This is a genomic window from Candidatus Electronema sp. PJ (assembly GCF_048287395.1).
GTDB lineage: Bacteria > Desulfobacterota > Desulfobulbia > Desulfobulbales > Desulfobulbaceae > Electronema.
Genome location: NZ_JBLWEO010000073.1, coordinates 1 through 14,239, shown reverse-complemented (window position 1 = coordinate 14,239; position 14,239 = coordinate 1). Strand labels below are relative to the sequence as shown.

General features: G+C 52.9%; 14 protein-coding genes. 6 read left to right on the top strand and 8 right to left on the bottom strand.

Annotated elements, in window-relative coordinates; genetic code table 11:
- Nucleotides 1-136 precede the first annotated feature (136 nt).
- Complete coding sequence (locus ACNKIB_RS12235) at nucleotides 137-550, bottom strand: hypothetical protein (RefSeq protein ID WP_417910846.1); 414 nt, start codon at nucleotides 548-550, stop codon at nucleotides 137-139.
- Nucleotides 551-661: 111 nt separating this feature from the next.
- Here ACNKIB_RS12235 and ACNKIB_RS12230 point away from each other — a divergent pair, with 111 nt between their 5' ends.
- From ACNKIB_RS12230 to ACNKIB_RS12210, 5 genes are all read left to right on the top strand, one after another.
- Nucleotides 662-2,308 carry an alkaline phosphatase gene (locus ACNKIB_RS12230; protein WP_417910845.1) on the top strand — a complete coding sequence of 549 codons (1,647 nt, stop codon included), beginning with the start codon at nucleotides 662-664 and terminating at the stop codon, nucleotides 2,306-2,308.
- Nucleotides 2,309-2,320: 12 nt separating this feature from the next.
- Nucleotides 2,321-3,376: a metallophosphoesterase family protein gene (locus ACNKIB_RS12225; protein ID WP_417910844.1), complete on the top strand. Its 1,056-nt coding sequence runs from the start codon at nucleotides 2,321-2,323 to the stop codon at nucleotides 3,374-3,376.
- 3 nt (nucleotides 3,377-3,379) lie between these two features.
- Nucleotides 3,380-4,423, top strand: a complete 1,044-nt coding sequence (gene mnmA / locus ACNKIB_RS12220; protein WP_417910843.1) for a tRNA 2-thiouridine(34) synthase MnmA — start codon at nucleotides 3,380-3,382, stop codon at nucleotides 4,421-4,423.
- Nucleotides 4,424-4,924: 501 nt separating this feature from the next.
- Nucleotides 4,925-6,016, top strand: a complete 1,092-nt coding sequence (locus tag ACNKIB_RS12215) for a 6-phosphofructokinase (RefSeq protein ID WP_417910842.1) — start codon at nucleotides 4,925-4,927, stop codon at nucleotides 6,014-6,016.
- 3 nt (nucleotides 6,017-6,019) lie between these two features.
- Nucleotides 6,020-6,676 carry an endonuclease III domain-containing protein gene (locus tag ACNKIB_RS12210; protein WP_417910841.1) on the top strand — a complete coding sequence of 219 codons (657 nt, stop codon included), beginning with the start codon at nucleotides 6,020-6,022 and terminating at the stop codon, nucleotides 6,674-6,676.
- A 30-nt stretch (nucleotides 6,677-6,706) separates the two neighbouring features.
- Here ACNKIB_RS12210 and hemB read toward each other — a convergent pair whose 3' ends face one another.
- The 6 genes from hemB to fusA all read right to left on the bottom strand — a co-directional run bounded on the left by hemB (nucleotide 6,707) and on the right by fusA (nucleotide 13,520).
- Complete coding sequence (gene hemB, locus ACNKIB_RS12205) at nucleotides 6,707-7,681, bottom strand: porphobilinogen synthase (RefSeq protein ID WP_417910840.1); 975 nt, start codon at nucleotides 7,679-7,681, stop codon at nucleotides 6,707-6,709.
- Between the two features lie 114 nt (nucleotides 7,682-7,795).
- Nucleotides 7,796-8,230 (bottom strand): sulfurtransferase-like selenium metabolism protein YedF, encoded by a 435-nt coding sequence (gene yedF / locus ACNKIB_RS12200; protein ID WP_417910839.1) that lies wholly within the window; start codon nucleotides 8,228-8,230, stop codon nucleotides 7,796-7,798.
- 531 nt (nucleotides 8,231-8,761) lie between these two features.
- Nucleotides 8,762-9,805, bottom strand: coding sequence for an SGNH/GDSL hydrolase family protein (locus ACNKIB_RS12195; protein WP_417910838.1), 1,044 nt, complete (start codon nucleotides 9,803-9,805; stop codon nucleotides 8,762-8,764).
- Nucleotides 9,806-9,853: 48 nt separating this feature from the next.
- Nucleotides 9,854-10,621, bottom strand: a complete 768-nt coding sequence (gene hisA, locus ACNKIB_RS12190) for a phosphoribosylformimino-5-aminoimidazole carboxamide ribotide isomerase (RefSeq protein WP_417910847.1) — start codon at nucleotides 10,619-10,621, stop codon at nucleotides 9,854-9,856.
- Between the two features lie 55 nt (nucleotides 10,622-10,676).
- On the bottom strand, nucleotides 10,677-11,372 hold the full coding sequence (locus tag ACNKIB_RS12185; RefSeq protein WP_417910837.1) for a hypothetical protein: 696 nt from the start codon (nucleotides 11,370-11,372) through the stop codon (nucleotides 10,677-10,679).
- A gap of 66 nt (nucleotides 11,373-11,438) precedes the next feature.
- On the bottom strand, nucleotides 11,439-13,520 hold the full coding sequence (gene fusA / locus ACNKIB_RS12180; RefSeq protein WP_417910836.1) for an elongation factor G: 2,082 nt from the start codon (nucleotides 13,518-13,520) through the stop codon (nucleotides 11,439-11,441).
- 347 nt (nucleotides 13,521-13,867) lie between these two features.
- Between fusA and ACNKIB_RS12175 the strand changes: the two genes are divergently transcribed.
- Nucleotides 13,868-14,074, top strand: coding sequence for a phosphoribosylformylglycinamidine synthase subunit PurQ (locus ACNKIB_RS12175; protein ID WP_417910835.1), 207 nt, complete (start codon nucleotides 13,868-13,870; stop codon nucleotides 14,072-14,074).
- A gap of 26 nt (nucleotides 14,075-14,100) precedes the next feature.
- On the opposite strand, the gene ACNKIB_RS12170 is transcribed toward ACNKIB_RS12175, so the two are convergent.
- Nucleotides 14,101-14,239 (bottom strand): transposase (locus tag ACNKIB_RS12170; protein WP_417910599.1); only part of this gene is annotated, 139 nt, incomplete at its 5' end.

Here is a 14,239-nt window from a genome sequence, read left to right as displayed (position 1 = left end):
CGCGAACACCAACTCCCTCTTCAACAACCATGCGGACGGCTTCACGCTTGAAATCGAAATCGTACCTGCGATAGCCCATAAACACACCTCCTGTTCCTGTCAGGGTAATTGGTGTGTCCGGTAAAGTGAAGATAGCTCAGTCGTCGCCGAGTTTGAAGAGCTGGCAGCTGTATTTCTGCGGCCAAAAGCTAGTCAGGTGCATCAACTTAAGCATCAGCAGGAGCGAGGTCTTGCCCATGCCCGCGTCAGAAAGGATGAACATCTGATGCCGCCCGTCTTTCTCTAACGGCAGCTTGCCCTGAAAGAACTCGTTGATCCGTTCAAAGGCTGATTGCCGAGCGGCAATCAACAAATCATCCTGCCGGAAATCCGCCGGGTTTCTGTCCTGAAGCTGCGGCACCACATAGACATCCTTCAGCACGTTCGGGTCAACAAATTCGTCCCGCAGACGGTCAAGCTCTTTGGCTTCCTCACCGCGCAGCCGGTCTAATTTATTCCAAAGCTGCTTTGCCCATTCCGCTTTAACAAAAGCTAGTGCTTCCAGTGGCATTTTTTCCTCCTTGGCTGTAAGATGACGAAAAAAATACTCTGTTCTATGTTTTTTTCCAAGCAGGAACAGTAGCACTGTTCACCACATGGCTTTTTACTGAAAGGAAAACAAATGACCTCAATGCGCTTTCCCTTGTTACGGCAGAATGCCCTTATGCTGGCCGCAGCCCTGCTCTTTGCCAGCTGCGCTGCGCCGCAGAAAAAACAGGTAACTCCGGTTCGGCAAGAGCCAAAAATCCGCAACGTGATTGTAATGATCGGCGACGGCATGGGTTTTCCGGCAGTTGGCCTGTTAGACAGCTACGCCAAATACGCCGCAACTTCGCCGTACAAAACAGCCGGAACGAAAACCGCGCTGGAGGAACTGGCCGACAGCGGCGTAATCGGTTTTGCCTCGCATGAAGCAGCGAATGTGCTGGTCACGGATTCAGCGGCTTCGGCAACCCAAATTGCCAGCGGCCAAGCTGCTGGCTCTGAAATGATCGGCGTGGATGCAAACGGCGACGCAGTGGAAAACATCGTCGAAAAGGCGGAAAAAATGGGCAAGGCAACAGGCTTGGTATCGGATACTCGCCTGACACACGCCACACCAGCGGGATTTGCCGCGCATCAAACCACCCGCGCCAAGGAAAACGAGATAGCCGTTGATCTACTGAACAGCGGCGCAGAGGTGCTGCTGTCTGGCGGCCTGCGTCATTTCATTCCCCAAGAAGCCAGCGATGAGGCAACTGATGTTCATCAGTCCTTGCAACAACGGACAGACGGCAAAATCAAGCTGAAATCGTCCCGCAAAGACAGCCGCAATCTGATCGCTGAAGCCGAACAAAAAGGCTACGCGGTTGCGTTTACGAAACAGCAGCTGGAGCAGGCAGCGGGCGAGAAAATTTTAGGACTATTCGCCGCATCTGCCATGCCAGATGCCCTCCAACAGAAAGCGAATCAGGTTGACCCGGAACGCGCTGTTCCCACCTTAAAGGAAATGACGGCCAAGGCACTTACTACTCTGGCCAAGCATCAGAAGGGGTTCTTCCTGATGGTCGAGGCAGGACAAATCGACTGGGCAGAACATGACAATGACGCAGGTCGTCTGCTGCATGAAATGCTGCTGATGGAAGAAACGTTGCGTTATCTCCTCGATTGGGTCAAACAACGCAACGACACCCTGCTAGTTGTGCTGGCTGATCACAACACCGGCGGCTTTGGTTTTAGTTACATCCGCCATGATGTACCTGAAGAGATATCTTTACCCGGAGCAATGTTCAAGAACGAGCAGTTCGGGCCAGAATTCAATTTTGTGCCGCGTAGTGTGCTGAACAAATTATATGCGCAGAAAATAAGCTATCAGACCATCCTGGAGCAATTCGATGCGCTGCCGAAAAAGAAGCAGAAGCCTGCTGCCCTGGCCAAGCTGATCAACGAGAACAGCGAATTTCCAGTCACGGAAAAGGAAGCCGCCCGGGTCTTGCAAGAGGAAAAAAACGCCTATTATGTCAAAGACCATGAACTATTAGGCAGCAAGTCTTTTCCAAAGATCGATGATTTTGAAGCGTTCTATGTGTACGGGAAAGAAGTCCGGCGCGATCTTATCGGGCGCATCCAGTCGAAATTGCAGTCTGTGGTCTGGGCAACAGGAACTCATACCAATGAGCCAGTACCGGTTTTGACCTATGGCCCTCGTAAGATCACCGCGCAATTCGGCCAAATGATGCACACCACTGAAGTTGGGCAAAAGATGATCAAGGTTCTCACCGGCAAATGATCAGGAGACAAAATGAAGAGAATAACTTGGACTGGCATCATCGCCAGTTTATTCCTGTTGCTCCTGGGAAGCACTTCGGCCTCGGCTTTTGATAAAGTCAAATTTGCCTTTATTTCCGATCTTCATATCTCCCTGCCAGAACAAAAAGGGATTAAGGACGGCTATAAACTGGGCCTGAAGACGGTGCTGCTGACGGAAAATACCGTAGCAGAACTGAATAAGATTCCTGATCTTGATTTTGTGCTGGTAGGCGGCGACCTGACTAACGATGCCGAGCCGTGGAACATGGATGCCTGCCGTCGGATTCTCGATGGCCTTCAGGTGCCCTATTTCGTGGTCTTGGGCAATCATGATGTCAGCCTAGTGCCGCACGAAGAGAAAGAGCAGCCTGTGGGTTTATCCAAGTATGCTGCCACTGGCATGTTCATTGGCCGCTCTGGCGGCATGGAACCAGGCATGAGCTATTACGCCCACGAAGTTGCAAAGGGTTTGGTGCTTATTGGATTGGACAGCATCAAGCAGCAGGTCTTTCTGCCGGAGATCAAAACCAATGAGTTCGGCGGCAGCATCGATCCTGGCCAAATGCGTTGGCTGGAAAGCGTGCTCCAGCAGCATCAGGGCAAAACCATCATGGTACTGATTCATCATGGCCTGGCTTCTTGGTCAGAAGGGGAGAAAAACAACTATCATGGTTGGGGCCGCTTCCGCCTCGACAATGCTGCCGAGCTGGGCGCACTGCTCAAGAAATACGGAGTACGCTTGGTCTTCTCAGGTCATCGGCATATTTCCACCCGGCAGCAGCTGGCAGACGGCATTTATCATTTTGTCAGCCCGGCACTGGCCACCTATCCCATGCGTTACACGGTTTATGACATGACCCCAGGCGCATTGTCTTGGGAGGTGAAGAATGTTTCGGCTCCAGCTGAGGTCTGGGATTTGGCAAAAAAGAATTTCCTTGCTGATAGCTGGTGGCGCGGCCTAGATCACAGCGACACCCCTGAAGGCAATAAGAAGTATCAGGAATTTTATGAAGGCACAGAGATGAAAGGCAGCGTTACTTGGCAATAACCCATGCTGCCTTTTCCCCGAAACATCGGTATCGCCCTGAGTGGTGGTGTTGATTCCACGACTGCCGCTGCTTTGCTGCTGGAACAAGGCTTTGCTGTGCAGGGCTTTTTCATGCTTCTGCTGCCAGACAGCGAAAAGCAGGTCGGCAAAGTGCAGCACATCGCCGACCGCCTCGGCATTCCCCTCCATTTGATTGATCTGCGGGCGCAGTTTCAGCAGCAGATTATCGCCTCTTTCGTTGCTGCCTATTGCCAGGGTTTAACGCCTAACCCCTGCATTCTCTGCAATCAGCTGATTAAGTTTGGCTTGCTCTTTGAAGCGATGGCTAGCCAAGGTATCGAGGCAATGGCGACCGGCCATTATGCGCGGGTGGAAGGCAGCAAGCTGTACCGGGGCCTTGATCCGAAAAAAGATCAATCGTATTTCCTTTGCCGCTTAACTGCCGAGCAGCTTTCTCGGCTTATCTTGCCGCTCGGCACTTGGCGCAAGCAAGACGTGTTTGCCCGAGCGCAGGCTATCGGCTTCAGTCATTTCAATGAGGGAGGCGAAAGCCAAGATGTCTGCTTTCTCGCGCAACAGGATTTGGCAACTTTTCTCGTCAATCAAGGTTTGGCAGCCCGCAGTGGCGAAATTATCACTGAACAGGGCAAAGTGCTTGGTGCGCATCAGGGTAGTTGGAAATATACGGTAGGTCAACGGCGTGGTTTGGGCCTTCCTGACGTAACCCCCTGGTATGTGATCGGCTTGGATGCAATCAATAACCAGGTGATCGTCGGCAAAAACGAGGAGCTGTTCCGGCAGGAGCTGCTCCTGGTCGATGTGCAGTGGCAAATTGAGCCGCCAAAGCAGTGGCAGGGCCGAGTACAGCTGCGCTCGCGGCATCAGGCTGCTGAGGCGTGGGTTATGCCTGATGAGAAACACGATTGCTGGAAAGTCTGCTTTGCCGAACCGCAGCGGGCAGTCACACCAGGCCAGTTCGCGGTATTTTATGAAGGTGAGCAGGTGCTTGGCTCCGGGGTGATTGCGATTGCCCTGGATGTAACGTAAGAAAAGCTTCTTTCTTGCTCGCTTACCAAGGAGTTTGGCTCGGCCAAAGAGGAGTTCTGCCGACTTGCAAAGGAGTTGTACTCGGTAGAAAAGGAGTCTGGCCGAGTAGCAAAGGAGTTTTGCCAAGCCACAAAGGAGTTCTGCCGAGTTGGAAAGGAGTTTTAGTCGGCCAAACTCCTTTGTGGCCGACTTGGAAAGCAGTTTGGCCAAGCCGAACTCCTTTTCTGCCAACTCCAACTCCTTTCTTGCCAAGCCAAACTCCTCGAACAACGCCCTAGATTCTTTCCTGGCTTCTTTGTCCACGTGACGCATCCAGCAGAAAACGACTCGTTCTCTGTTGCAATCTGCTGGCTGTACCCTGGAAAAATAGGGAAATTCTGAACACAGCTGCTCAGGGAACTCTTCCTGAGATTCTGGAAAAAATGTTGCAAAGCCGTCGTATGGCCCGTACTATTTCTCTAGGTAGCAGCCCTTTTTCAACAACAAAGACAGGATGAGAAGATGCGCAAAATCGTGATTTCCACCGGCGGCGGTGATGCACCTGGGCTTAACGCGGTGATTTTTGCTGTGGTGAACTCTGCCTCTCGACTCGGTTGGGAGGTGTACGGCAGTCGGCACGGTTATAAAGGCTTTCTTGACCCAGACGAGCTAGTGCGCCTGACTCCAGATGACGTAGAAGGCATCACCTCCACGGGCGGCACCATTCTTGGCACGACCAACAAAGGCAATCCCTTTGCCATGCCAGTACCAAATCTGGCAGGCGAGGTGCAGATTGTCGATGTCTCTGAGCGGGTGATGGCCTCTTTCAAGCGAATGGGATTTTACTGCCATATTGCTATAGGTGGCGATGGTAGTTTGGAGATTGCGCACCGTTTTGCCAAGATGGGAATGCCAGTGATCGGGGTGCCAAAGACTATCGACAATGATTTAGAGGCTACTGACCGCACTTTTGGCTTTGATACCGCAGTTGCCACCGCCACCGAAGCCTTAGACAAGCTGCATTCCACCGCCAAGTCCCATGACCGGGTCATGGTCGTGGAAGTCATGGGCCGGGAATCCGGCTGGATCGCGCTGTATTCCGGTATTTCCGGCGGCGCAGACGTGATCCTCCTGCCAGAGCTCCCCTTTAACATGGAGGCAGTCTGCCGAAAGATCAGCGAGAACGAGTTACACGGTAAGCACTACTCTATCGTAGTAGTAGCAGAAGGAGCCAAGGCCGAAGGCGGCAAGGTACTTGACCGAGGCAAGGGTGAGGCCGGGCGGGCTGAGGTTGTCTTGGGCGGTATCGGCGAATGGGTAGCCGAGGAAATCCGCCAGCAGATCGGCAAGGACACCCGCTCGCTGGTGCTGGGCCATCTCCAGCGAGGCGGCTCGCCCACCACCTTTGACCGACTGCTTGCCCTTCGCTTTGGCGGCGCAGCCGTGCGCATGGCAGAGGTCGGCCAATTTGATCACATGGTTGCTTGGACTCCACCAACCATGTCTGCTGTCCCGTTAGAGGCTGCTATCCGCTGTCGCAAGCATGTTGACCTGAATAGCGACAAAGTCCTGACTGCTCGCTCCATTGGCATCTGCCTTGGTGACAAAGAATAGGTCATGCGCACGTCAGAAGCCCTGCGGGAAATCTATAACCGGCTGCTGGCCCATTTTGGGCCGCAGGGTTGGTGGCCTGGTGACAGCCCTTTTGAGGTGATGCTCGGAGCTGTACTCACCCAGAACACGAGCTGGCAGAATGTAGAGAAGGCGATTGCCAATCTCAAGAACGAAGGCCTGCTCTCAGTCGAGGCTTTATCTCTTCTGCCGGTGGAAAAACTGGCAGAAATCATCCGACCTGCCGGATATCACAACCTCAAGGCGCAGAGATTGAAGAACCTCATCGCCTTGATTGAGGATCAAGGCGGTGTTGCAGCCTTACTCAACCAGCCAACCGCTGTTTTGCGAGAGCTGCTCTTATCGGTAAAAGGGATCGGCCCGGAAACTGCGGATTCTATTGTGCTCTATGCGGCAGGCAGGTCCATCTTTGTGATTGATGCCTACACCCACCGCATTTTGTGCCGACATGGCCTGGTTGCTGAAGACTGCGATTATTTCCAGATGCAGGAGTTGTTCATGGATAATCTGGCAGAAGATGCTGCTCTGTTCAACGAATACCATGCCCTGTTGGTGCGGCTGGGAAAAGAGTTCTGCCGCAAATCTCAGCCGAAATGCGAATGCTGTCCGCTAAAGACAGTGGGCGAGCAGCAGGAAGATTGAGAATCCAGCAGCCCGCGTTTGAACACCTCCTTACTCCCGCAACATCCTCGCCATGTCCTTGGCAAAATACGTGAGGATGATATCTGCGCCTGCCCGGCGGATGGAAAGCAGGGTCTCGGCCATCACTCGCTTTTCATCAATCCAGCCTTTGGCTGCGGCGGCCTTGATCATCGCGTATTCCCCGCTCACATGGTAGGCCGCGATGGGCAGATCAAATTCATCGCGCAGGCGACTGATGATATCCAAGTAGGCTACTGCTGGTTTGACCATCAAAATATCTGCGCCTTCATCCACATCCAAAGTAGCCTCGCGCAAGGCCTCGCGGCTGTTGGCTGGATCCATCTGATAGCTGCGGCGGTCGCCAAATTGGGGCGCGCAATCAGCGGCATCGCGGAAAGGGCCGTAAAAAGCTGAGGCATACTTCACTGCATACGACATAATCGGCACGTTGTGGAAATCATTCTCGTCCAAAGTGCTGCGGATTTCGCTCACTCGGCCATCCATCATGTCTGAAGGTGCGACCATATCCGCCCCAGCCTGCGCATGAGACAGCGCAGTCTTGGCGAGAATCTCGAGCGTGGCATCATTATCGACTTCTTTGCCTGTCAAACAGCCGCAATGGCCGTGATCCGTGTATTCGCAGAGGCAGACATCAGTGATAACCGTGATCTCAGGCGCGGTATTCTTCAGCTCCTTGATTGCCTGCTGAACTATGCCGTTTTTGGCATGGGCACCAGAGCCGACTGCATCCTTTTTCTCCGGTAAACCAAAGAGAATCACCGAGCGAACCCCCAGAGCCAGGCATTCCTGGGCCTCTTTTTTCAACTGATCCACAGAAAGCCGGAACACGCCAGGCATGGAAGAGACCTCTTCCTTATTGCCTTTGCCGGGCATGACAAAGAGGGGGTAAATAAGCTGGTCTGCGGCCAAGCGAGTTTCGCGGATCATAGCGCGAAAGTTCTCATTCTGCCGCATCCGGCGGGGACGATATTCGGGAAAGACCATGGTAATTCTCTTAGGTTCTTATGAATGATGTGCAGCTTGTTGATGGAAATCAGAAAGACGGTGTACCAGTTCAAAGACGAATTGCTGCTTGACTCATCTGCCCTTTATTAGCTATTAAAACGGACTAACCACCTTGTCGGCCTCGGCAACAGCGGTCATGATTTCGTGCATATTGGAAATCCGCCCAACTTGAATCTTGGCTTTAAGGTTAAAGAAGTCCAGACAGGTGCCGCAGGCAAGAATTTCCACCCCCTGCTCCTGGAGCGCACGCAGCACGTTGAGTGCCCCGGATTCTTCAGCGACCAGCCGCACCCCGCCATTGTAGAAGAGCATTTTTGTGGGCAGCGGCTTGACCTTACAGATGGTTTGGAGGTAGGTTTGCAGCAAAGCCCAGCCGAGGTCATCGTTACCCCGGCCCATTGCAGCGGCGGAAATGATGTACACTAAGCCGCCTGCTGCGGGCGCGTTCTTTCCTTGTGGCTGGACAGCGGAGCAACCTAAGCTAGGACAGCCTGTCTTTTCCTTGGGATTGTCAGTAATTCCGTTCATAAGGATACCTCAGTGCATGGATTGATAGGTATATTAGATGGCAAGATGTAGAATGAAATTTTTGCCGATGATGTTCGGGTTTTTCTCGTTTGGCAGGAGCTTCTGAAGGAAGCAAAGCAGCTTTCGGACGTTCAGGAAGAACTTTGGAAGATACAAAAACTCCTTCGGAAGGAAGGAGATCTATTCGCGGACGTTCCTGAACTACTTCTGGACGTTCCGAAAGAGGTTGGGAACGTGCAAAAGCTGTTCAGGAACATTCAGGATCTCTTTCCGAAGGAAGGAAAGCTGTTCACGGACATCCCTGACCTGCTTACGGACGCTCTGGAAGAGATTTTGAACGTACAAAATCTGTTCAGGAACATCCGAAAACTCTTCCCGAAGAAGGAAAAGCTGTTCCTGGACGTTCCAGAGCTGATTCGGAAGGTGCAAAAGCTATTCAGGAAGGACCGGAAACAGGTCAGAACGAACACGAAACGAATTGATTGGTTGACGAGCATCTTCTTGTCTGTCTCTGGCAAGCATCTCGGACTGTCACTGCGCCGTAGATACCTTTTGCTTTATGAAACCTTTCCGTAGAAAGTTTTCTAAATGATCTGCATATGCTTTGTTAGCAAGCGCACTCGGATGGCCGTCATGAGGAAGATTCATATAGCGAATATTTTCCCGGAAGTTAACAGAAATATCCACGTTCGGAATGCCATTCTGCTGCGCAAAAGCCAACATCTGTGGATCCTTTCCGATGGTGGCGAGGATAAATTTTACGTTGTGTTCACGAGCAAGCTGTGCCATTTCCAGAACAAGAGCCTCAGACACCTTGCGACTCTGTTGTACTCTTTCTTCAAACTGATTCCACTTGATTTCCAGAAAATGTACCAATGCTGAACGCCGCATAAAAGGGAACTCGGTGTACTCAACATCAGCAAGAAAGTATTGTAGTGTTCTGTCGCTGTTCAATCGGGCATAAGGCTGGACAAGAGGGCCGAGTCTGTTCCACGGGGCGACTGCTTTTCGGCGATTTCTCAGAAAGGTGTTCCGTTCATCATGAATATTTGCATACGCCAGCACCGCAATTTCAGGAGTTTTGGCTGTAAGTGCATCACGAAACTGAATCAGAGAATGGATGGTGCCGTATCCGTTGAAACCAAAATTGACAATTTCATATTTCGGCAGACGTTCCTGAAGCTGCCAAGGATAGGTCTGCTCATCGTTGAGACTCCAGCCGTGCGTGAACGAACAGCCGAATATCCAGATTTCCGGCTTATGGCGGGCCGGATTATAGCTGGCAAGAGGATGCGTGATACGTAGACCATTCGCCAGGTGCGTCACATGAAAGGAATAGCCTGTCCTGCTCAGAGTCACTGTGAACCTTCCTGGAAGAGGCGCATAACCAAGTTTGGGATGCTTGGTGAAAAAGTGCCCGCCTGGTTCCACTTGCACACGAATGTCGCCTGGTCGCCAAGGTTGAACTTTTTTTTTCCGGGCAATAAATTCACCACCCGCTAGAAGCAGTCCTATCAAAAACAGTAGATAGACTACATAGAGAACCGCTTTGTTTTTCTGGATGAATTCATTCATTACCCTTGCCACCTCAATCCAGCAGCATTAATCTGTCCGGCTTGGCTTTCACTCATCCTGCCGACAAAACGCCACCACCTCTTGATACGTGCAGCCCTTGCCGCCAAAAATATCGAGTGCACTGCCAACGGTCGCATCAATCTTGGCCTGGCCAACGCGCTGGATCAGTTGCAAATCAGCCATGCTTCCCACCCCGCCTGCGTAGGTGACAGGAATTGGCGAGTCTGCCGCAGCCAGCAAAGCCAGCAGCCGCTCGTCCACACCCATGCACTTGCCCTCCACATCCACCGCATGAATGAGAAACTCGGCGCAGCTCTCGCTCAGTTCGAGCAACAACTCTTTGCTGATGCGCAGCTGGGTGAATTTTTGCCAGCGGTCAGTGACGACAAAGTAGCCATTCTCTTGCCAACGGCAGCTTAAATCCAGAACGAGCCGCTCTTTGCCGATCAGACGGCGCAAGCCTTCCAGTCGTGCGAAATCAAGCTGGCCATCATGGAAGACATAGGAGGTGACAATGACGTGCGACGCGCCTAAATCCAGCCATTGTTCCGCATTGGCCGCCGTAATGCCGCCGCCAAGCTGGAGACCATTCGGCCAAGCTGCCAAGGCATCGGTGGCTGCGGCTTCGTTACCAGGGCCAAGCATGATCACATGGCCACCCAGCAGCTTATCCTGCTGATACAAGCGGGCAAACCAAGAAGGGGGCAGATCTGAGGAGAAGTTGGTGCGCAGATGAGTAGAGTTGTCGCTCAAAGTAGAGCCAACAATCTGCTTAACCCTGCCTTCATGCAGGTCTATGCAGGGACGGAAGCGCATAGGAGTGGAGCGGGATGGCCGGGGCAAGCAGAGCTTGCCCCGGCTTGAGGAGATCTTAGCTGTCCTGCTTCACCATCATGGTGGCTGGATCAAGGCAGAGATGGCTGTTTTCCTCTACCTTCTTGCCGTTATCGCGGAGGATTTCCAACTGAATGTGATCCTGATACGATTTCAGCAAGACTACGGTCTCAAACAGGTCGTCCAGCTCGTGACAAGGCGCAGGCACCCCGGACGGAGAGACGCGGGGGTCGTCGCGATGGCTGGTAGCTGAGAACCAAGTCTGGACGCGCAGGCTTTCCAGCAGATTTTTGATATCTGCCAGCTTGGCATGATCAGTGCTTGTGAAATCAAAGCCGTCGATCACCACGCAATCTGGCGTAAAAATGTTCTGCTGCACCAAATCATTCAGCCGCTCTTCCAAACGGGAGCGATCAAACGCGCCCACTTTGAAGGTCATGATCATCCGATGCTGGCGAACCATGTCAATCAGCTCGTGTGGCTTGGCCACAGGGCATTCTTGCAGAATAACCTGAAGCATATCATCGTACCACAGCTTGGTCTTGTCCAGATTCTCGCCAATACTGATGTGTAAAACCCGGTTGCCGCGCAAAATAGAGTCGAGCGCGATCTGGACGAGCAGGGCAGTCTTGCCCAAGCCAGCGCGGGCCATGATCAGGCCCATCTTCTTGTCATTGCCGGTCAGCTTAAGAACCCGCAGGGGGTTCTGCTTCACTAACGGTTCATATCCCATGATGCACCTCGTGTTTGTTTCGTGTCTCTTGCAGGGAGGCAAAGCCGCCTCATTGTCCCGAATCCGTCAGTTCTTCTTGGAGGCTTCAAATTCCTTGATCAGCTGTTCTGCCACACCTTTTGGCACCTGCCTGTAGCTGGCGAACTCCATGCTGAACTCGGCTTTGCCCTGGGTCAAGGAGCGGAGGACTGTTGAATAGCCGAACATCTCAGACAAGGGCATCTCTGCTTCGACGACCGTGTAGCTGGCTTCCTCAGAAGTACCGACAATCATGCCTCGCCGTTGGTTGAGACTGCCCATGATTGCGCCTTGGAATTCAGTTGGCCCTTCCACAGCTACCTTCATGATCGGTTCCATAATGATCGGATTGGCCTTGCGGTAGCCCTCTTTGAATGCGCCCTTGGCTGCCTGCTGAAAGGCCATATCTGAAGAGTCAACAGTGTGGTAGCTACCGTCGTTGATTACCATGCGGATGCCGTTAATTGGTGCGCCAATCAGCAGACCCTTGTCCATGGAAGCTTGGAAGCCCTTGTCGCAAGAAGAAATGAACTCGCGGGGAATTGAGCCGCCGACGATCTCGTCAACAAACTCATAATTGCCCTCTTCGAGCGGTTCCATGTAGCCTGCAACGCGACCGAACTGACCAGAACCACCGGTCTGTTTTTTGTGGGTGTAATCGAATTCTGCCCGCTGGGTGATGGCCTCGCGATACGCTACACGCGGCGCGCCCACTTCCACCTCAGCCTTGTACTCGCGCTTCATCCGCTCGATATACACATCCAAATGCAGCTCACCCATGCCGGAGATGATGGTCTCGCCGGTCTCGTGATCGACAAAAGACTTGAAGGTGGGGTCTTCCTTGCAGAAGCGATTGAGTGCTTTGGAGATGTTATCCTGGGCCTTGGTGTCCTTGGGCTTGATGGCCAAGGAGATAACCGGCGCAGGAATGTGCATCGAGGTCATAGACCAGTTGATATTGCCGCCGCAGAAGGTGTCACCGGAGGCGCATTCCACGCCGAAGAGCGCAATGATGTCGCCAGAGCCTGCCTCCTCGATCTCCTCCATTTCATTGGCGTGCATCCGCACCAGACGGCCCACCTTCACCTTCTTGCCCGTGCGGGAGTTAACGATAAAGTCGCCTTTCTTAAGCTCGCCCTGATAGGTACGTACGTAAGTCAGCTGGCCATAGCGTCCGTCCTCCAACTTAAAGGCGAGTGCAACCAGCGGATCGGCTGTATTGTTGGAAACTTTAATCTCGGCCTCGTTGTTATCCAAATCCAGGGCGATGTTCTCGACATCAGTTGGACAGGGCAGGTACATCTCCACGCCATCCAAGAGCGGCTGAATGCCTTTGTTCTTGTAGGCTGACCCGATCATCACTGGAGCCAGCTTCAGGGAGAGCGTGCCTTTGCGGATCGCCTCGCGGATCAGCTCTACCGGGATATTGCCCTCCTCCAGCATGGCCTCCATCAGCTCATCAGAGAACATTGAGACCGCATCGAGCATTTCCTCACGCTTGGCCTCAGCTTGCTCGCGCAAAGCAGCGGGAATCTCGGCATAGCGGACATCGCGACCTTGCTCGCCCTCGAAATAGACTGCCTTCATTGTCACCAGATCAATCACGCCTTCCAGATCAGCTTCCAGGCCAATGGGAATCTGAAGCATGATGGCGTTCAGGTTCAGCTTCTCGCGCAGTTGGCGGACAACGCGCTCCGGGTTAGCCCCAGTGCGGTCGCATTTGTTGATGAAGGCAATACGGGGAACGTTGTAGCGAGTCATCTGCCGGTCAACCGTGATCGATTGAGACTGCACACCACCGACTGAGCAGAGGACAAGAATGGCTCCATCTAAGACCCGCAGGGCGCGTTCTACTTCTACAGTGAAATCAACATGGCCGGGAGTGTCGATGATGTTGATGTCGATATCTTTCCAGGAGCAGTAGGTGGCAGCAGACTGGATGGTGATGCCGCGCTCTCTTTCCAACTCCATTGAGTCCATGGTCGCACCCACGCCGTCCTTGCCGCGCACCTCGTGAATCGCGTGGATGCGCTGGGTATAGTACAGGATGCGCTCGGTGAGCGTGGTTTTGCCCGAGTCAATATGGGCACTAATGCCGATGTTCCGCACGAACTTCAAATCTCTGTTCATCTCTTGTTCCTCTGCTTCCTGACTGCTGTGATTTTCCCCGGCCTGCCCCGGACGGAATACAGCCGCCTGCCTGCAAACGTCTGTTGAAAAATAAAAAAGGAGTCACAGTAGTCCTGCAACCCCTTGACACATGTCCTCATGCCATGCTGCCGGGCCGACAGGCAGCATCACATAGCAGCCCTGCGCAATACAAGGCAGCAGCAGCCTGTAAAAAAAAACTTTTTATACACTGAATTGACCTGCAACGCAAGCCAAAACCGGTAAAAACCGGCAGTAAAAAAGACAGGGCAGAGAGAAAAGGTTCTCCCTGCCGAATTCATCTAGTGCTTCCTGCTGATTCCTCGTAGGTGACAACCAGCTGCGTGGCCACTGAGCAGTATCCTTTCAACCCCAACGGCTCGCCAGCTGGCCGTCATCTCGCCCTGATGCCGTACCCGGAGCGGGCCTTCCTGCCTTGGCAGTGCCATTGGCTGCCGCAGGAGATGAAAGGGCTGGAGGTCTCGTCCTGGCTGCGCATGTTCCAGAATGCACGGGAGTGGTGCAGCAACATGTAGGATATAGCTGTAGCGATATAAAACGATCATATTATATCGTTCTGAAAAAGCTCCTCAACCGAGCATCGATATTTTTTTCTGAGAGCTTTTGCCTGCGCCCATTTATGCTCAATCGGATTAAGATCAGGAGAGTAAGGTGGCAGGAATTCAAGTTCATGTCCACAT